This window comes from Mesorhizobium sp. C277A (genome assembly GCF_040324395.1).
GTDB lineage: Bacteria > Pseudomonadota > Alphaproteobacteria > Rhizobiales > Rhizobiaceae > Mesorhizobium.
This window is the reverse complement of record NZ_JAMYVW010000002.1, coordinates 3264755-3283975: the sequence shown is the minus strand read 5'-3', so window position 1 is coordinate 3283975 and position 19221 is coordinate 3264755. Positions and strand designations below refer to the sequence as shown.

15 protein-coding genes and 1 pseudogene are annotated in these 19221 nt (G+C 60.7%); 8 read left to right on the top strand and 8 right to left on the bottom strand.

Features of this window, described 5'->3' with window-relative positions; genetic code table 11:
* The first annotated feature begins 2 nt into the window (after nucleotides 1–2).
* From NKK52_RS16170 to NKK52_RS16150, 5 genes are read left to right on the top strand one after another with little or no spacing between them, the layout of a single operon-like run.
* The gene (locus NKK52_RS16170) at nucleotides 3–527 is read left to right on the top strand and encodes a TadE/TadG family type IV pilus assembly protein (RefSeq protein WP_245260226.1); all 525 of its coding nucleotides are present in this window, start codon (nucleotides 3–5) and stop codon (nucleotides 525–527) included.
* Nucleotides 528–568: 41 nt separating this feature from the next.
* The gene (locus tag NKK52_RS16165; protein WP_245263020.1) at nucleotides 569–1165 is read left to right on the top strand and encodes a TadE family protein; all 597 of its coding nucleotides are present in this window, start codon (nucleotides 569–571) and stop codon (nucleotides 1163–1165) included.
* Entirely contained in the window at nucleotides 1162–2328 is a 1167-nt protein-coding gene (locus NKK52_RS16160; protein ID WP_023681009.1) for a CpaE/TadZ family protein, read from the top strand. Before NKK52_RS16165 ends, NKK52_RS16160 begins: the two co-directional genes overlap by 4 nt.
* Nucleotides 2309–2896 (top strand): L,D-transpeptidase, encoded by a 588-nt coding sequence (locus NKK52_RS16155; RefSeq protein ID WP_023681010.1) that lies wholly within the window; start codon nucleotides 2309–2311, stop codon nucleotides 2894–2896. Before NKK52_RS16160 ends, NKK52_RS16155 begins: the two co-directional genes overlap by 20 nt.
* The gene (locus NKK52_RS16150; RefSeq protein WP_023681011.1) at nucleotides 2893–3486 is read left to right on the top strand and encodes a hypothetical protein; all 594 of its coding nucleotides are present in this window, start codon (nucleotides 2893–2895) and stop codon (nucleotides 3484–3486) included. The genes NKK52_RS16155 and NKK52_RS16150 overlap by 4 nt, the downstream gene beginning before the upstream one ends.
* Nucleotides 3487–3509: 23 nt before the next feature.
* Here the strand turns inward: NKK52_RS16150 and NKK52_RS16145 are convergent, their stop codons facing one another.
* Together NKK52_RS16145 and NKK52_RS16140 are read right to left on the bottom strand one after the other, a co-directional pair.
* Nucleotides 3510–4049: a hypothetical protein gene (locus NKK52_RS16145; RefSeq protein WP_023681012.1), complete on the bottom strand. Its 540-nt coding sequence runs from the start codon at nucleotides 4047–4049 to the stop codon at nucleotides 3510–3512.
* Nucleotides 4050–4178: 129 nt separating this feature from the next.
* A complete protein-coding gene (locus NKK52_RS16140) occupies nucleotides 4179–4412 on the bottom strand; it encodes a hypothetical protein (protein ID WP_023681013.1) in 234 nt (77 codons plus the stop codon).
* A 112-nt stretch (nucleotides 4413–4524) separates the two neighbouring features.
* On the opposite strand from NKK52_RS16140, the pseudogene NKK52_RS16135 reads away from it, so the two are divergent.
* Nucleotides 4525–4797: pseudogene (locus NKK52_RS16135) on the top strand (AIPR family protein); the annotation flags it as partial.
* Here the strand turns inward: NKK52_RS16135 and NKK52_RS16130 are convergent.
* The 4 genes from NKK52_RS16130 to NKK52_RS16115 all read right to left on the bottom strand — a co-directional run bounded on the left by NKK52_RS16130 (nucleotide 4766) and on the right by NKK52_RS16115 (nucleotide 15141).
* On the bottom strand, nucleotides 4766–5113 hold the full coding sequence (locus NKK52_RS16130; protein ID WP_348524581.1) for a conjugal transfer protein TraD: 348 nt from the start codon (nucleotides 5111–5113) through the stop codon (nucleotides 4766–4768). The pseudogene NKK52_RS16135 and the gene NKK52_RS16130 sit on opposite strands and share 32 nt — an antisense overlap.
* Before the next feature lie 277 nt (nucleotides 5114–5390).
* Nucleotides 5391–6728, bottom strand: a complete 1338-nt coding sequence (locus NKK52_RS16125) for an HlyD family type I secretion periplasmic adaptor subunit (protein WP_023681016.1) — start codon at nucleotides 6726–6728, stop codon at nucleotides 5391–5393.
* 19 nt (nucleotides 6729–6747) lie between these two features.
* Nucleotides 6748–8421, bottom strand: coding sequence for a type I secretion system permease/ATPase (locus tag NKK52_RS16120; protein WP_245259977.1), 1674 nt, complete (start codon nucleotides 8419–8421; stop codon nucleotides 6748–6750).
* Between the two features lie 201 nt (nucleotides 8422–8622).
* Entirely contained in the window at nucleotides 8623–15141 is a 6519-nt protein-coding gene (locus tag NKK52_RS16115) for a cadherin domain-containing protein (protein WP_352629344.1), read from the bottom strand.
* Between the two features lie 1542 nt (nucleotides 15142–16683).
* Here NKK52_RS16115 and NKK52_RS16110 point away from each other — a divergent pair.
* A complete protein-coding gene (locus tag NKK52_RS16110) occupies nucleotides 16684–16869 on the top strand; it encodes a hypothetical protein (RefSeq protein ID WP_023681021.1) in 186 nt (61 codons plus the stop codon).
* 172 nt (nucleotides 16870–17041) lie between these two features.
* Here the strand turns inward: NKK52_RS16110 and NKK52_RS16105 are convergent, their stop codons facing one another.
* Together NKK52_RS16105 and NKK52_RS16100 are read right to left on the bottom strand one after the other, a co-directional pair.
* Nucleotides 17042–17245, bottom strand: coding sequence for a hypothetical protein (locus NKK52_RS16105; protein ID WP_156933900.1), 204 nt, complete (start codon nucleotides 17243–17245; stop codon nucleotides 17042–17044).
* A 345-nt stretch (nucleotides 17246–17590) separates the two neighbouring features.
* Nucleotides 17591–17962: a response regulator gene (locus NKK52_RS16100; protein WP_023670881.1), complete on the bottom strand. Its 372-nt coding sequence runs from the start codon at nucleotides 17960–17962 to the stop codon at nucleotides 17591–17593.
* A gap of 517 nt (nucleotides 17963–18479) precedes the next feature.
* Between NKK52_RS16100 and NKK52_RS16095 the strand changes: the two genes are divergently transcribed.
* Nucleotides 18480–19172: a N5-glutamine methyltransferase family protein gene (locus NKK52_RS16095; RefSeq protein ID WP_023681023.1), complete on the top strand. Its 693-nt coding sequence runs from the start codon at nucleotides 18480–18482 to the stop codon at nucleotides 19170–19172.
* The last annotated feature ends 49 nt before the right edge of the window (nucleotides 19173–19221 follow it).

Sequence of the window (19221 nt, the reverse complement as noted above, 5' to 3'; positions counted from 1 at the left end):
CCATGCTGAAAACGCTGCTCCGCCATCTCGACCGATTTCGGCGCGACCACCGCGGCGCGGTGCTCGTCGAGATGACGCTGATCACGCCGCTGATGCTGATCTTGTCGGCCGGCGTGTTCGAATTCGGCAATCTGATCCATGACAAGTTGTTGATGGAGGCCGGGCTTTCGGACGGGGCTCGCTATGCAGCGCGCTGCAACAGCCAGATGTATACCGACGCCGGGCTTGCCGCGATCGACTGCGCCGCGATCGCGGCCAACATAGCAGTGTTCGGCAAGCCGACGGCAACACAGACGGATGTTCCGCGAATCGCCAATTGGCAGGCGTCGAATGTGACGGTGACCAGCACGACCTGCTACGACGCCGTACAATCCGGCATTACCAAATATCGTTCGACCACGGCACAGGTCTGCACCGTCCGTGTATCCGGCACCTACCTGTACCCTGATGTCGGGATGCTCTCGTTTATCGGCATCGGGCCGATTACGCTTCGCGGCTATCACGACGAGCGATTGCTCCGGTTTTGAACATGATTAGGCGTTTCACAAGATCGGAAGACGGCGCGGCGATGGTGGAAATGACCATCGTATCTACCTTGCTGTTCTCGCTTGTCCTGGGCTTCGTCGATTTCGGCTATGCGTTTTATCAATGGAACGCTGCAACCAAGGCAGTCCAGGTCGGTGCACGGTTGGCTTCAATTTCCGATCCGGTTGCGACCAACCTGACGGCCGCCGCACCGACCACAACGCCCGGTGCTCCGGTCGTCTCAGGCGTGTATGGTCCGTTTGCATGCTCGTATACCGGAACCACCGGTGCCTGCACCAACAGCGGCATCTTCAGCGCTGCCAATTTCAGCCGAGTTTTCCGGGGTGACACGGCTGTCACCAATGACGACGTCTGTCCCGTGCTGGCCGCCAACCAGCGGCCAGGGATGTGTCATTTCTTTCCGGGCCTGCTGCGCAGCAACGTTGTCATCACCTATTCCGCCACCGGCCTCGGCTTCCAGACGCGGCTGGGCGGACCAGTGCCGACAATCACCGTCAATTTGCAGAACAGGACCTTCCAGTTCTTCTTTCTGAAGGGACTGATGGGTTTCGCCGACATCAACATGCCCTCCATGCTGAGCACGGTTACGGGCGAAGACTTGAAGAGTACCGCGTCATGAATGCCATCAACACCAAGGTTACGCCGACCAAGCGAAAGCAGGTGGCGCTGTTCTCGTCGGATGCGAATTTCAAGCGCGATGTGGCGACGCGCCTCGATGCGCTGGCGATCTACGACGTCAGGGTTTCCGAGACCGGCGACTTCCTTAGGGGTCCGCCCGCTGATACGCGCCCCGGTATCGTCATCCTCGACCTCGGCAATGGCGAGTTGCTCGGCAGGCCGGGCATCATCGAAGCGCGCGCGCTGTGGGCGACCGTGCCGCTGATCGCCGTCTCCGACGAACTGTCGTCGGAGCAGACGCGTGTGCTGGTGCGCATGAACGCTTCGGACTGGCTGCACAAGCCGCTCGACGGCAAGGAATTGCTGAACGCGGTGACCTTCCACGACACCGGCAACCAGGGAACCAAAAGCCGCATCATCACCTTCATCAGTGCGAGCGGCGGCGCCGGCGCGACGACGCTCGCTCTCTCGGCGGCCGAGTTCCTGGCATCGAAGTCGAAAGAGCGGGCGGCTTCCACCTGTCTGGTCGACCTCGATTTCCAGAGCGCCAATTGCGGTGCCTATCTCAACCAGTTCAACCAGTTCGACCTCGGCGGCATCATCGGCCAGCCGGAGAGGCTCGACGTCGAACTGATGGATGTCATCAAGCTCTCGCGCCCGTCTGGGCTGACGCTCTATTCCTTCGAGAGGCCGCAATTGCCTTTCGAACCGCAGGGCAGTGATTTTGTCTTTCGGCTGCTGGACCTTGTGGCCTACCGGTTCGACGACATCGTTATCGACCTTCCGAACATCGAGACGCCTTGGCACAATTCCGTGCTGTCGACGAGCGATGAGATCTTCATCGTCTTCGAACTCAACGTCGCCTCGCTACGGCAAGGCAAACGGCTCTACAAGAAGATCCGTGAGTTGCGTGGCAATGCTGTCAGCATCACGCTGGTCGCCAACAAGCACAAGCGCAAATGGTTCGGCAACCACTTTTCGCGCAGCGAGCTCGAAAAGATCTTCAAGGCGCCGCACATCAAGTCGGTCGCGCTGGACAATGCGCTCCTCACCGATGCGTTGAACCGTGCTATCCTGCCTGCCGAGGTGGATGGGCGTGCGCGCTTCAACAAGGACCTGAAGCGGATGTTCAAAGAGCGGCTCGATGACGCTGCTGCCAAATAGGTATCGGATCGTCCTTGGGTTGGTCTGCGCCATGGGCATGGCGCTGGCGATGTCGGTCCAGGATTTTGCCAGCGCACGATCGGCACTTTCGGATCGGCCGCCGCTGCCGGCAATGGGCCCCAGCCTGCGCAAGACAGTTGCCTTCGAGACGACAGAACAGCCCGGAACAATCGTTATCCGCAAGGACGAGAAAGCGCTTTACCTGGTGACCCGACAAGGCCAGGCGCTTCGCTATCAGATCAGCGTCGGACGCGACGGATTTGGCTGGACCGGAGTGGTCGAGGTGGGGGCGAAGACCGAATGGCCGGAATGGCGCCCACCCCGCGAGATGCGCGCCCGCCAGCCGGACCTGCCGCAAATGGTGCCTGCCGGTCCTTACAATCCGCTTGGCGCCAGGGCGCTCTATCTGCTTCGGAACGGGCGTGACACGCTCTATCGGATACACGGAACCAACGATCCCAAGGGTGTTGGCTTCGATGGAACATCGGGGTGTTTTCGCCTTACCAACACCGATGTGATCGATCTCTTCAGGCGCGTCGCGATCGGCGCAAAGGTGGTGGTTCAATGACGATGATCAGCGAACCGGACATGCCGGCAATCGAGATTGGGACAGCAACCCACATTGGAGAGCAAGCTGCCGTTGTGAAACCGAGCGACAGAAGCATTGTCGGCGCCGTCATCATCGGCACGTCCCTGCTCACCTTGGTGAACATAATAGCCGCAGTCTATCTCTACCGCGGCATCAGCGATATGCGCTTTCTGGAAGGGCGCCTGGAACAACTCGGGACGTTTGAACAACGAATCGGGGGCCGGCTGGACACGGTCAACAACGGTTTTCAGAGCCGATTTGAAAAACTGGACACTCAACTGCAGAGCAGCTTTGGCGAAATCAACCGGAGCATAGCCCGGCTGGAACAGAACCAGCCTATTGTCCATGACGAAATCACGTCGAGCGCAGCGGAACCTTCCGTCGACACGACCAGCAGCATGGCGGAGGCGCCTGCTGTTCTCGATGGTGAAGACGCGACCGAGCCCAGCGTCGTCGATACACCGCGTCCGCCCAAAAGGAGGATTGCAGCTGCAGCGCCTGCCCCAAGCCCCGACTACCAGCGCATAGAGCAGGCCGACGGCAAGGTTTACTACCGGAAGATCAACTAACGCCGGAAAAAGGTGGGGCTATCCTAGAGATCTCGCTGCAGAGCAACGAGCCTAGCGGCCAGCGCTTCGGACCGCTGTCGGGTTTCGCTGAGGAAGATGACATGGCAGTAGGCGCATGCCGTCACGCCCAGAAACAGCACAAGACTGTTCTTCAAGGTGAAATCGACCGTTAGTTGGAACGGAAGGCCGCCGGGTACCGTGAAAGAGGCGATCGTACTGGCTGTTTCGGAATGGCTGGTGACAGCGATCATCAACCCGGCGAAAAGCAGGGCGACGTGGTTGGCAAGGAAGAAGAACGCGGCCGACCTTCTTGTGCGGCACGCCATCCAGCAAACCATCGACGCGGCGGCCAGCATCAAGGCATCAAGGACCATCGACGACCCGAGATAAAGATCGACCTGTTGCCAGAACATCGTCGACAGCGGCCTTAGTTCAAGCCAGATCCGCCACATTGCGGGACTGGCCGGATATGCTCCCAGCAAGAAAGTCGCCATGCGCTCCCCTGCCAAGATCAGCAGGATCAGAGCTGGGAAGGCAAAGAGCATTACCGACTTGCGCTTCATGTCACCCTCGACAAACTGGCGACAAGATAGCTTGCAGAGATTGAGCGAGGCTTAACGGAGCGTTGGTGGTCCCGCGGCAGCGCAGCCAGCGGCGCAAGCCAGCTGCATATCAGAAAGCGCCATGCGCCATTAGTTGTTTTGGGTGAGCACGAGCGTCACCACCTTCGGCTCGACTCGTTGCAGACATCGTTCCGGAATATTGGGCCACATCGCCTTGGCGCATCCCTCTTCGCCTGGCGCCGGCGCCAGCGAGAGTTCTGAGCTACGGGCTTCCTCGGCGGTCGACAGGAACACCTGTGTAGCCAGCGCGGTCGCCATGGATACCTGGACGAGGATAAGGGCGTAAGCGAAACTTCTGATCATCCGCTCGAAACGCTGAATTCGCGAGCTGGTTCCAATGGCCTGCCCACCGGGTAACCACGATCGCGATTTTTGCGCTTCAGTGCCTTAGCAGTCATCGCGGCAGACGACCGGTTCGATCTTCCGCGCGTGGCGCAAGGACGATGTGGACGCGAGCCGCCTCCAAGTGCCGCTCAAGATTATCGAGATTCTGGACGATGGTGACATCGAGGAGATCGCGCCGCGCATCTCCCAGTCGGCCAACAATCAGAACAAGGTCGACATGGCCGACTTCTCGTCCAATCATCCTTCCACCGACGGATGCAGGAGCTTTCGGGTCGATCTGGGCGCGCCCGGCGGGCGGTATGCAACGTCAGTCACGCTGGTTCTACGAACGTGCGCGCGGTAGCGACGAAAGCTTCCTGCGCGGGCGTTTGACTGCGGCGTCGGCGCTGGCGCACCGGAGAAGTCTGCTGTTCGGGCTTCGTGCCGGCCGCTGCTCGCGCCAACTGTGGGTAAGTTCGCCGTCCCATCCGCTCGTCACGCCCTTCAGCATCGAACGCCTGGCTACCCTTCTCAGTCCATAATCGTTGGGCTTGCTCGCCTTCGGGGCTCTGGACCTTCGCGGTCATCCAGAGCATCGCGCCGTAGTTGGCAGCGCGATCGTAGTTGGTCAGATCAAGGATGCCTGCCTTGACGAGGAGGCCGATCGGACGAACATACACGAACAAACATATCGATTTGTGTTGCAGCCATGTTGCAGGCACAGCAAGGAATGGGCCGAGACATGCCCGGAAAGAAAGGATTTAAGCGACAGAGAGCCGGAAAGTTCGTGCAACATGGAACTAGCCCAACCGTTATCGCCGGAAATCGAAATAAGCTCCCGGACGGGTTGGGCCGCCTTGGAGATGGCGCAGACCATCGAATAAGATGGGTCTCGCCACCTACCTTGGACCGCGTCCGCAAATTGAAAAAACGCGAATATGTTGGGCGCGAAGCTCGTTACTTCTGGCGAAACGCGGAGTGGAACGACACAACCAGGGGGCCTAAAATGTAGTCCAGTGCGGTGCGTTCCTCGGTGACGATCATGACTGACGCCGGCATGCCCGGATAAAGCGCAATCTGTGGGGCCCCGGCCAATTCCGCGGGATCGACCGCTACGTCGGCAAGATAGTAGGGAAGCCCGGTCTTGCTGTCGGTGACGCGATCCGCCGAAATGCGGGTGACCCGTCCATGAATGACCGGTATCGAACGCTGCTTGTAGGACGTGAAGCGGACCTCGGCCGTCATGTCGGCGCGCAGGCTGGATATGTCCTCGACCTTCACCTGCGCCTGAACGATCAACGAATTCCTAGTCGGCACGATGTCGAGGATGGTCTGGCCGGGGGCGACGATCGCGCCGGTCGAGAAAACGGTGAGATTCATCACCTGGCCGTCATAGGGCGCCCGCACTTCGGCGCGGTCGACCGTGGCCTGCGCGGCGAACATTTTCGGTACCAGGTCGGCGAGGTTGGACTGAGCGTCGATCAGCATGGTTGAGAGTTTTGCGCGGCGCTCGTTGGTGAGCTGCGCAATCTGGCTTTCAAGCTCGGCCTTACTCTGGCGGTTTCCGGCTATATCGCCGAGAGCCTGGTCGATCAGGCCCTGCAGGTCGGAGGCGGAGCGGTCGAGCTCCAGGACACGCGTGCGCGTTGTCAGGCCGGCCTTCAGCAACTTGTTGAGGCCTGCCTTTTCGTCAATTGTCGACTTGAGCTGCGCACGAAAAGATTCGACGCGCGCCTGCTTTCCATCGATCTGCTCGTCGAGTTCGGCTATCCGTTTCTGCAGGATCTGCTTGGCACCGGCCATCGAGGCGCGCTGGCTCCCAAGGTCGGCAATTTGGTTGGCCATCGCGTCCTGCAGATAGGCCTGGTGCTCAGCGGTGATGTCCTTCGGAAAGGCGACTGCCTCATGGCCGTCGAGCTCCGCACGAATGCGGGCATCGGTAGCGCGCAACAACGCATATTGCTGCGAATAGAGGTTGAATTCGGAACGGGCGTGCGTGTCGTCGAGCACCACCAGCACATCGCCTGCCTTGACGATGTCGCCATCCTTGACGCGGATCTCCTTCACCGTGCCGCCGTCGAAATGCTGTACGCTCTTTCGATTGCCTTCCACCTTGACGATGGCGTCGGCGAGCACGGCGCCGTTCAGCGGGGCAAAAGCCGCCCAGCCGCCGAAGATGCCGAAGAAGGCAATGATGATCAGCAGGCCGACACAGGCCGGCACCCGGATCGAATCCGGGGCCAGGATACCGGTTTCGCCGGACAGGCTCCGGTAGGTGAGGGCGCCGTCGCTCATCGATCTCTCCGGCCACAGCTCATTGGGTTGCCACCGCCATTGGAGCCGCGCGCTGGTTGAGCAGCGCCACGATCTCGTTTCTCATGCCGAAGGCCTCGACAGCGCCATCGCGCAACAGAAGGATCTTGTCGACATTGGCCAAGGTCGAAGGCCGGTGCGAGACGATGATCACTGTGCTGCCGCGGCGCTTGAGCTCGATCGCGCACTCGCTCAGCGCGCGGTCGCCATCGGCGTCGAGATTGGAGCTCGGCTCGTCGAGAATGATCAGGTTCGGCGTTCCGAATACCGCACGAGCAAGAGCAATCCGCTGCCGATATCCTCCCGACAGCACTGCGCCGCCTTCGCCGATCTGGGTCTCGTAGCCCTGCGGCAGACGGATGATCATTTCGTGCACGCCGGCGAGCCGCGCGGCGGCTATCACCTCCTGGTCGACATTGGTCTTGAAGCGGCCGATGTTGGCGGCGACCGTATCGGCGAAGAGTTCGATATCCTGCGGCAGGTAGCCGATGTGGTCGCCGAGCGCGTCGTGCCCCCACTGCGACAGGTCGGCGCCGTCCAGCCTGACGGTGCCGCGGCTGGGTTGCATGACGCCCGCGAGATGACGCGCCAGCGTCGACTTGCCGGCGCCGGAAGGGCCGACGATTCCCAACGCCTCGCCTGCGTCCAGCCGGAATGATACGTCGCGGAGAAGCACTTTCTGCTGGCTGGCAATTGCAAAGCTGACCTGCTCGACCGAAATCTTGCCGGTGGGCTTCGGCAGGTTGAACGATCTTTCGTTCAGCGCGCCCCCGTCGACCAGCTTCTCGACCCTTGCCAACGCCGCCCGGGCCAGGATCAGGCTGCGCCAAAGGCCGACGGTCTGCTCGACCGGCTGTAGCCCCCGGCCCAGCAAGAGGCTCGCCGCAAACATGGTGCCGCCGGTGATCTGCCGCTCGATCACCAGATAGGCGCCGAGGCCGAGGATCAGCGACTGCATGGTGAGCCGCAGGAACCGGATCAGGCCGGACATCAGGGCGGCGCGGTCGCTTGCCTCCGCTTGGCGCCGCAGCGCCAGGTTACGGTCGCGCCCCCAGCGGCGGATGAGACCGTCGATCATCCCCATGGCGCGAACGACTTCCGAGTTTCTGAGGCTCATCTCGGTAAAGTTATAGTTGGTCGTCGCCAGATCGTTGGCCTGCTTCAGCGGCGAACGCACGAGATACTCGTTGAGCACGGCCATTGCGATCAGGAGCAGGGAGCAGCCCAGTGCGAAGAAGCCGAGCCACGGATGCAGCAGGAAGATGATGCCGATGTAGATGGGTGACCATGGCAGGTCGAACAGGGCATGGATGCCGCTGCCGGTGATCACCTGCCTGAACGTGTCGAAATCGCGGATCGGCTGGCTTTGTGAGGAGCCCGGCGATGGGGTCTCGACCGACGCGGCGAGGACTTTTGCCGAGAGCAACCGGTCGAGCCGCGCGCTGGCGCGCGTCAGGATGGAGGCGCGCACCAGGTCGAGGCCGGCCAACGAAAGGAAGGCCGCCAGCAACACCAGGGTGAGCATCACCAACGTGGTTTCGCTGCCGCTTGTGACGACCCGGTCGTAGATCTGCAGCATGTATAGGGGGGACGCGAGGTAGAGCAGATTGATCGCCAGGCTGAATGCCGCCGCAACCAGGAAATAGCGGCGGCATGCCCGAAGGGCGTCCCTCACGATCTTGGATTTGTTGTCGAGACTCAAATACCCAGCGGAAAACCGCCCCCCTGTCCACGCCCGGAACCGATACTACTCCTGATCGTCCAACCGGCCACGTGGTTCCCTTTCTATTCCTGCCGTAAACCTCAATTCGTAAGCTGAATCAGGAACCGGCAGCATGAGGAGAGCCGCGCCTGTCCGCGCGGCTCTCCTTTTGGTTCACATCACAAAGTCGCTCACTTGCACCACCGTCCTGCCGGTGCCGTCGTCGGCAAGTGTGAAGCTGTGGGCATCGTAGACGCCGAGCAGGTGGAGCGTGGCGTTGTGCGTGCCGTCCGAGACGGTCAACGTTCCTCCGGTGCCGTCGAGGTCCGCCTGATAGGCAGCGGACGTTCCGGTGCCGAACAGGATGTCTTCGAGGTTCACCTTGTCGTCATTGGTGATGCCGGCGATGCTTCCGCTGAAATCGAAGGAATCGTCCAGCTGCAATGTGCCGGCGGCATCCGCCGCGAACGTGACGTCGGTTGAAGAGGCCGCACCGAACTCGAGCTTCGACAGATCGCCGATCGTGGCATCGCCGTCGCCAGTGACCTGGCCGTTGATGGCAATGTTGCCGCCATTGGCCCAGATCATGCCGGAATTCGCCAGGCCGCCGGTGATAGTAAGGCCGCCGGAGCCCGTTGCCTCAAGCGTTCCCGAATTGACAACGACGCTGCCTCCGGTATCGATGACCAGCGCATTCGAGCCGGTGGCGATGATGGTGCCCCTGTTATCGAGGCTGAGCATCCCGCCGCCCAGCTGGCCGGCGCCCGAGATCGTGTTGTCGACATTGACCAGAGTGACGTCCGGCCCTGTGCCGGAGATGACGTTGGCGGCGCTGTCGGAGAGCAGGATCTGCCCGCCACCCTGCAGGGTCACGCCATGCTGGATGATCTGCAGCAGCGTATCGCCGCCGACCGAGTCGAGCGAGATGAGGCCGCTGTTGTTGATCGTGCCGCTCAGTGGCAGCAGAGCGCCGTCGCCGATCGTCATGGTGCCTGAATTGTTGACCACCGGCGTCTGGTCGAAGACGAAATTGCCGTCCGTGAGCGCGCTCGAATGCACGCTATCAAGCATAATCGACTGGCCGTCGCCAAGCGTGATCACCGCATTGCCATTGGCATCGTCGGCCATATGCGCCTGGACATCGGCGAAGCTCGCAAAGCCGGAATAGCCGATCAGGTCGATCTTGTCCGCGGCCGCATCGAAACTGTGCACTGTGTCGTCGCCGATTGGCTGCGAGAAGACAAAGAGATCGTTGCCGCTCGAGCCGGTCAGCACGTCGTCGCCCGACCAGGCGAAGATCGGCGAGCCTGCCGCGTAGGCCTCGACATTGTCGACGATCAACGCGCTGCCGGTCGTGCCGTCTGCGTTGGTCCAGGTCATCTGGACGTCGAGCACGGCTGCGCCGGTGAATTCGGAAGGCGTGGTGACGGTCAGCGATTGCACGTCGTTCGTGTTAACCGTCCACGTGCCGTCGCCGTTGTTAGTGCCTTCATTCAAAGTCCACCCCGAAGGAACGCCGGCGATTGTGACTAAGACGGGGACAAGATTCGCCGACGGTGCGGTCAGGGCAAGATTGATCGGCTCTCCGGCGATGCCGGCGGGCGCTACTGCCAGGCCACCAGTATCCAGGAAATCGCCTACCGCCACCGACGGGGTGCCTGCTAGATGGATTTCGAGCAGCCCAGAGTTGCCTTGCGCCAGGGCACCGGCGGTCTGGTTGGCGTAGACAATCGTCTGATTGGTGGCGCTGTCAAAATGCCAGGCGATAGTATGCGCCGCGACATTTGCGACCCCCACGTCGCTCATTTTAAACGCCGTGAAAGCCGAAGCGATAAAGCTCGTCAAATCGATCTTGTCCGTCCCCGAAGTGAAATCGGCGATCGTGTCATAATTGGCAACGTTGTTGACAATGCCGGACTGGGAGTCGGTGATGGCATTGTACTTGAACGTATCGCTTTGCCCGCCCCCCGCCAGAAAATCGCCTCCGCCATTTCCAATAAGGGTGTCGGTCCCAGCACCAGCGATAATTCCGTCGAAGCCGGAGCCCCCCGCGATGGTGTCAGTTCCATTTAGACCGTAGAACAAATTAATTCCGGTTGTGGCCGATAGCGAGTCGTTACCGGTTCCTCCAGCTATAACATTGACTGGCACCGATAAGGTATTGGCCCCAAACGTAACTGTCACAGTGAGATGGTAAGTCGCGTTTGAGCCTACGTTAGATGTCCCGGTCGACAGCAGGCCTGTAGTCGAGTTGATAGCGAAGCTGTTGTTGTCGCCTACGTTGCTGGGGAGCGAGAAGGTATAGGTGTTCGCGTTAGGGTTCCCGATGACATTGAAAATTCCAAGGTCAGTGTTCTTGTTGAGCTGATTTCCGGATTCAAGATTACTGATTTGCGCTGAAGTCAAGGTCACCGCGAGGCCTGCCACCGCGACAGTGAAGTTCGAGCTCGGACCGGACAGCGCATGATTGTCAGTGGCCTGAACTCCGATCGTGTAGGAGCCCGCATTGAGACTCGAGCTGTCGGCGACGGTCACTACGCCGGTCGCCGAGTTGATAGCGAACAGATTGTTGGGATTGCTCGTAAAGCTATAGGTAACCGTGTCTCCGGCGTCGGGATCGGTCGAATTTGCCGTGACCCCGATAAGCGTGCCATTCGCGGCGTTCGCGGCAACGAAATTGTTCGCGCTGTTGGTATCGGTAGGCGCCGTCGGCGCCTCGTTGACGTTGGTGATGCTCAGCACCACGGCCTTGCTGGCGATCAGGCCGCCGCCGTCGGTGTCCACCACATTGAAGCTGTAGGAAGTCTTGGCCTCGAAGTTGGCCGAGGCATTGAGTGTGACTTGGCCACTGGAATTGATGCTCAACAGCGATGCATCGGTGCCGGTCAAGCTCCAGGTCTTGATATTGTTCGGCGCCGTGGTGTCTGGATCAGTCGCCGTCGCGGTATACACCACCGTGCTGGCCGGCGCGTTCTCCGCCACGCTCGCCGTCGCACCCGAGGTCACCGTCGGCGCCTCGTTGACGTCGGTGATGCTCAGGACCACGGCCTTGCTGGCGGTCAGCCCGCCGCCGTCGGTGTCCACGACATTGAAGCTGTAGGAAGTCTTGGCCTCGAAGTTGGCCGAGGCATTGAGTGTGACTTGGCCACTGGAATTGATGCTCAACAGCGATGCATCGGTGCCGGTCAAGCTCCAGGTCTTGGTATTGTTCGGCGCCGTGGTGTCTGGATCGGTCGCCGTCGCGGTATACACCACCGTGCTGGCCGGCGCGTTCTCCGCCACGCTCGCCGTCGCACCCGAGGTCACCGTCGGCGCCTCGTCAACGTCGGTCACATTGATGGTGAAGGTCTGCGAGCTGGTCAGGGTCCCGTCAGAAGCCTGAACCGTGACGTCATAGGCGTGTCCAGCGGCGCTCTCGAAGTCGATCTTGGTGGCGTCCGCCACCGTCACGATGCCGGTGCCGCTGTCGATCGTGAAGCCGCCACCCGACGTGTCGCCGGTCAGCGAGTACGTGACCGTGCCGCCGTTGACGTCGGTCGAGGTCGCCGTGATGCCGACCGTCGCCCCGTTGGCGACGCCTTCCGAAACCGTGTTGGCCGCGCCATTGCCGTCGGTCGGCTGCGTCGGCGCAACGTCGGTCACATTGATGGTGAAGGTCTGCGAGCTGGTCAGGGTCCCGTCAGAAGCCTGAACCGTGACGTCATAGGCGTGTCCAGCGGCGCTCTCGAAGTCGATCTTGGTGGCGTCCGCCACCGTCACGATGCCGGTGCCGCTGTCGATCGTGAAGCCGCCACCCGACGTGTCGCCGGTCAGCGAGTACGTGACCGTGCCGCCGTTGACGTCGGTCGAGGTCGCCGTGATGCCGACCGTCGCCCCGTTGGCGACGCCTTCCGAAACCGTGTTGGCCGCGCCATTGCCGTCGGTCGGCTGCGTCGGCGCAACGTCGGTCACATTGATGGTGAAGGTCTGCGAGCTGGTCAGGGTCCCGTCAGAAGCCTGAACCGTGACGTCATAGGCGTGTCCAGCGGCGCTCTCGAAGTCGATCTTGGTGGCGTCCGCCACCGTCACGATGCCGGTGCCGCTGTCGATCGTGAAGCCGCCACCCGACGTGTCGCCGGTCAGCGAGTACGTGACCGTGCCGCCGTTGACGTCGGTCGAGGTCGCCGTGATGCCGACCGTCGCCCCGTTGGCGACGCCTTCCGAAACCGTGTTGGCCGCGCCATTGCCGTCGGTCGGCTGCGTCGGCGCAACGTCGGTCACATTGATGGTGAAGGTCTGCGAGCTGGTCAGGGTCCCGTCAGAAGCCTGAACCGTGACGTCATAGGCGTGTCCAGCGGCGCTCTCGAAGTCGATCTTGGTGGCGTCCGCCACCGTCACGATGCCGGTGCCGCTGTCGATCGTGAAGCCGCCACCCGACGTGTCGCCGGTCAGCGAGTACGTGACCGTGCCGCCGTTGACGTCGGTCGAGGTCGCCGTGATGCCGACCGTCGCCCCGTTGGCGACGCCTTCCGAAACCGTGTTGGCCGCGCCATTGCCGTCGGTCGGCTGCGTCGGCGCAACGTCGGTCACATTGATGGTGAAGGTCTGCGAGCTGGTCAGGGTCCCGTCAGAAGCCTGAACCGTGACGTCATAGGCGTGTCCAGCGGCGCTCTCGAAGTCGATCTTGGTGGCGTCCGCCACCGTCACGATGCCGGTGCCGCTGTCGATCGTGAAGCCGCCACCCGACGTGTCGCCGGTCAGCGAGTACGTGACCGTGCCGCCGTTGACGTCGGTCGAGGTCGCCGTGATGCCGACCGTCGCCCCGTTGGCGACGCCTTCCGAAACCGTGTTGGCCGCGCCATTGCCGTCGGTCGGCTGCGTCGGCGCAACGTCGGTCACATTGATGGTGAAGGTCTGCGAGCTGGTCAGGGTCCCGTCAGAAGCCTGAACCGTGACGTCATAGGCGTGTCCAGCGGCGCTCTCGAAGTCGATCTTGGTGGCGTCCGCCACCGTCACGATGCCGGTGCCGCTGTCGATCGTGAAGCCGCCACCCGACGTGTCGCCGGTCAGCGAGTACGTGACCGTGCCGCCGTTGACGTCGGTCGAGGTCGCCGTGATGCCGACCGTCGCCCCGTTGGCGACGCCTTCCGAAACCGTGTTGGCCGCGCCATTGCCGTCGGTCGGCTGCGTCGGCGCAACGTCGGTCACATTGATGGTGAAGGTCTGCGAGCTGGTCAGGGTCCCGTCAGAAGCCTGAACCGTGACGTCATAGGCGTGTCCAGCGGCGCTCTCGAAGTCGATCTTGGTGGCGTCCGCCACCGTCACGATGCCGGTGCCGCTGTCGATCGTGAAGCCGCCACCCGACGTGTCGCCGGTCAGCGAGTACGTGACCGTGCCGCCGTTGACGTCGGTCGAGGTCGCCGTGATGCCGACCGTCGCCCCGTTGGCGACGCCTTCCGAAACCGTGTTGGCCGCGCCATTGCCGTCGGTCGGCTGCGTCGGCGCAACGTCGGTCACATTGATGGTGAAGGTCTGCGAGCTGGTCAGGGTCCCGTCACTGGCAACCGCCTTGATTGTGTAACTGCCGCCACTGCTCTCGAAATCGATCGTGCCGGCGCCCGCGGCGCTCACGCTCACCACGCCGGTGGTCGAGTTGATTTGGAACCGCCCGCCGGCATCGTCGCTCAGCGAGTACGTCACCGTGCCGCCATGGACGTCGCTTGACGAGGCCGTCACCCCGACCAGCGTGCCTGCGGTCGCACCCTCTGCAACGGTGTTGGCCCCGGCGTTGCCGTCCGTCGGCGTCGAGGGTGCCACGTCGGTCACCGCAATGGTGAAGCTCTGGGTAGTTATCCCGCCGTGGCCATCGTTCGCCTGTACCGTAATCGTATGGCTGGTCGCCGTCTCGTAGTTGAGTAGCGAGGCGTTGGCCACCGTCACCACGCCGGTGGTGGCATTGATCCCAAACCGGCCGCCGGCATTGTCGGTTAGGCTGTAGGTGACCGTGTCGCCGTCAGCATCGGTTGCAATCGCCGTGATCCCGACCGTGGTGCCATTGGCAGCGCCTTCCGAAACACTGCCGCCGACGGCACCGTCGCTGTCAGTCGGCGTCGAGGGTGCGTGATTTGTTGTTCCTTGCTCGTTGAGAACTACAATCTGCTCAATACCGGTGATTTTAAGATCGAGCGTCTTGAATGTGTAGACAGAGCTATCAGCCTGGCCAGTTTGCGCGCTGATGTGTGCGGGAAGCCAAACGTTTTTGACGTAAGCGATCTCTGCCGCAATGGCCGAGTCGCTGAACTGAGCTGCGCTCAGCCAAATCTGCATAGTGTCGACGTCGGGTGTGGATCCAGTCTTACCGAGCTGCGCCGCGCCGTTTCCGCCGTCATACGAATCATAACCCGAAAAAGTGGTCCCGCCCAGCAACGTTTGAGTAGGCACGATGCCATTGGTGGTCTGGTCTGTTCCAGAATACAGCGTCCCGCCTGTCACCGTCTGGGTGGAACTTGTGAATGTGCTGCCAAGGCGGTACTGATTTTCATAGGCCTTATAGATCAGCGTGTCCGTCCCTGATCCGCCGAGAACAGTATCGAAACCGCTACCGCCATTGAGGATGTCATCACCCGATCCGCCATTGCGGATGTGGCTGTTAAAATAGACGCCCTTGGCAAAGGCAACTTTGAACGCAGCAACGGCATCAGCAGGTACGTCCAAAACCTCGTAATGCTTCCCGCACCACTGCGGCCGTTCTAGAGCATGCCTCAGAACGTTCTCAAACGAGGTTAGCTGGAGTGGACTTCATAGCGTCACGGGAAACATACGGAACGATACGGGAAGATTTCTGATTTTGGCCCAAGAAAAAACTAACAAAATCAAGGATTTTTAGACACCCTCCGGGCCACCAGTCGCCTTCATGCACAAGGCTTTGCGTCGAGGGTAGACAACCTGGTTAGACAGTGGGTTAGACAAACCGCTTCAGAAGCTTCGCCATGCCATCCACGGCGAGCCGCTCCTGCTCCGTCCTTGCTGTAAAGCTCTACGTGGTCCAGGACGTCGTGGCCGAGAATGCCTGCCGATTGTTTCGAGGTCGCGCCCTCCTTGGCCAGGTACTTCCCCAGCGTCTTCCGAAGTCCATGCAGCTTGCAGCCGGGCCCCATGCCCGCCATCTTGGTTCAGTGCGCCATCATGCCGGTCAGCGACTTTCTCAGAGAAGGAATTGCCGTAGGCGTTCAAAATCACCGTGTCGGCCGAACCCCAATGCTTCGGTGAGCACATAGGTGATCGTTAGCGCACTTCAAATGCGATCCGCTGCTCACTAATTACTTGATCCCGTAAATTACATGATCACGTATCGACTTTTGCATTGAAATCCCGAATTCGGTGGCCTTATAAAACTGACGTTGCCATTGCTCGTAGGTCTGCTGTGATGGATAACGCGGCTCCATTCCGCAAGGCCGTCCCTTGCGTCGAAGTGACAGAAACCTGGGGCGAATGGTTCGTCCGCGTGGTTGAGAAAGATCAGGAAATTGCCCGGTCATTCAATCAGGAATCGTTCGCGTTATCCTTTGCAGAAGGCCAGCGGATACGCCTAGGGCTAGCGAAGGTCGTGCGCCTGTAGGGCGCTGTGGGGCGGCATTGTAGGCATCCAAGCATGAGCGGAACCTAATTTGCAGCCGCAAATTAATGTCCAATGAATGAACTCCCAAACCGGAAAAAACTCGTGCCTGACCCTCAACCTCGGCGGGGCTCCAACAAAGGTGTGTTGCTAGCGGCTGCAGCGCTGCTGTTTGCCTTTCTCGCTCTTATTCTGTTTGGGTTTTTTCAGTAAGTGCGCGCGGCGCCGGCGTCCTAGAGAGGGCAGAGCACCTGCCGACGTGATCTTCGATCCGCTCGCGTCCCAGCGGCGGGCCGATCATCCAAGCCGGCTCGGTTCGTCGCTCCTGACGGGTTGATCGGTCCCACAGAGCAGGTTGATCATCGGCAATTTCTTGGCAGCGCCGGTATTCAACTCACGCCCAACGCGATTGAAAACTGAAGCTGGCCGTCCATCGTGACTGACGCAGCACGAGCCGAACAGGCGAGGCAAGCGCAAGCCTTGAGGCCCAACCTCGGACAGACGAATCACGCTCGTGCAGTCTGGAGACAGCGCAACGAGTTATTCATTCGGGCGCCTTCGCATCACCAGCGGAACGAAAGAGTTAATTGACGATTTACTAGGGAAGGATTGCAGGACGGAAAACATTGAGGATTGCTGCCATGACAATGTTGTTCGAACCACTCGACTCTGAAGGTTACAAGCGCAGTGTGGTCTACCATGCCGCACGCTTGTCCATGCTCCACAACCGAATGCTGAAGCGTTTCGACAAGGTCGATAAAGCGGCTGAAAAGGTTGAAGCCGAGGTGGAGCTGTTTGATGAAGCTGTTCGCACTCTCTACGAATGAGCGGCATGTTGACCGCCGACGTTCCTGCTAGCGCGTATACGGGCGCGGGTTTCACCGTTGCCCACCAGGCGATGTCGCGCCGCGTATTTGGGCTTGATAAGCACGATCTAATGTATACGATTCACCCAGCCGGCCTGGCTCCCCCGCCATCGGGCCGGTCAGGCCCGACGGTTCAACGCACCACCCCAAACGACTGTCGGGCCGCCAGGACTCTCACCGGGCAGCCGGGTTCATGCTTTGCCTTTTTTTCTCGAAAAGCGCGAGCTTGGTCATATAACCAATTCTGATTTTTGCATGGCATTGGGTGCAGTTGAAGTTGGATATCACCTTCAACCACGATCCCTTTTTTATGATGACATGAGAACAGTTTGGACATTCCAGTTCCAGGTACTCGTCCCCCATATCGTTTGAAATCGGCACTACACGACACTCCCCAACAGTTGCCCGTGAAACTTGCGCTTCGAGATCGGCCGGCACCTCCGTGCTCAAACCCCGAACGTGGGTCCTTGGCAGATGTTCCGCAATCCGACCTCTGGCGACCGGGATCGGACCTAAGTCCAAATCGCCGCCAACAGGCCGAGAAGTGGAACCCCGTCCTCGCCGGTCGTAGTCCGCCGTCCTCGTGGCCAAAGCGCCAATGTTGCCTTTTGTGAAACTGACCTCGCCCGGCCTACCAGGTCGCCAGGGCGCAACTCCGGCAATAATACGGTCGGAGCGAATGTCAGCGCGAAGCTGTGCGCAGGGACGCCAACTCGCTGACAGCAGCAAGGATGACAGCATCGGTTGCCGGCTTCGGCAGGAATCTGCAGTCGCGGAAAGCCGCGGGAACGTCGGCGGGGCCAAATCCCGACAAGAAGGCAAAGGGGATGCCTCGCGCCTGCAATATCCTCGCCACCGGCAGACCCGTTTCACCGTTCAGCTGGATGTCTAGCAACGCCACGTCAATCTTGTCCGATTCGACAAGACGCAGAGCGGCGGATACCGACGGCACAGGTCCGACCACCTGATAACCGGCGCGACGCAGCCGCGCGGCAGTGTCCTGCGCGACTAGCCATTGATCCTCAACAATCAGAACACTCACGCTTTCGCTCACGGCCCCTCTCTGCGATTGACCGGAAATGAGATGTCGATCCGAGACCTTCGGACAGTTGTTTCGACATGTCCGCAAACCTATAGGTAACCTCTCCATGCAGCAAGGTGAGGCTGATTCTGGAGCGCAGGCGCTTCCACCGACCACTTGCTGAATTACTGGAGCCGAAGATTAGCGCGTCAATGGAGCTGCGGTCCGCGCCTCCGCTCCATCAGAGGTGGATAGGCGTTTACCCTCTCCACGATCCGCAAAATCTAAAAGCCTCCGTACCACGCCATTGGCTCTTCAAAGCATCAGCAGCACCTCTCTCTCTCTCTCTCTCTCTCTCTCTCTCTCTCTCTCTCCATCTTGGGCGACCTGAGATTGCGGTCGGTCAATGAGCGTCAGAAGTGCGATGCACCGAGTTTGTGCCTGCAGTTTTTCGAAGGAAAGGCTTGAGAATTCATGATTTCGGAGCAGGTTTGGCTGGCGCATGAGCGCCGCAGATCTATACTGGGGAGATCAAGCGATGGGGTCGGCCATGAGCAAAGAGTTCAGTGTAGCTGATGCCTATGGCGCCGGCCGCGCCATCTTCATGGGACTTGAACTGCTGGTTTCGCCCGGTGCGCTCGTCCCCAGGCCTGAGACCGAGTTGCTCGGCAAGACCGCGCTTGGTGTGTTGCATCAGATGAACCTGCCGGCTCCGCGCATAGTTGATATGTGCTGCGGCACTGGGAATCTGGCGTGCGCGATCGCCTACCATGTGCCCAGCGCCCTTGTCTGGGCAAGCGATCTCACCGATGAATGCGTCGAAACGGCACGCCGCAACACCTCACATCACGGCATGGCTGAGCGTCTTTCGGTGCTTCAGGGCGACTTGTTCGACTCTCTCATCGGCCTTGGGTTAGACGGAACTATCGACGTAATCGTCTGCAATCCGCCTTACATTTCTGAAAAGCGGCTCGAGGGCGACCGCGCCCATCTGATCGAGCTTGAGCCGCGCGAGGCGTTCGCAGCCGGCCCTTACGGCCTGAGCATTCATATGCGCGTACTGAAAGACGCACCGCGATACCTGCGGCGTGGCGGCATCCTGCTCTTCGAGGTCGGGCTTGGCCAAGACCGACAGGTAGCGGGTCTGCTGGAACGCAGCAAGGCATTCGAGAACATCCGTTCGGTCTCGAACGAAGCGGGCGAGGGCCGGGTGGTTCTGGGGCAAGTCAAGACGCAGGCATGAATCCTGCGACAATCAGACCAAATACGGGGCTGCTCTGGGCGTTACGCTT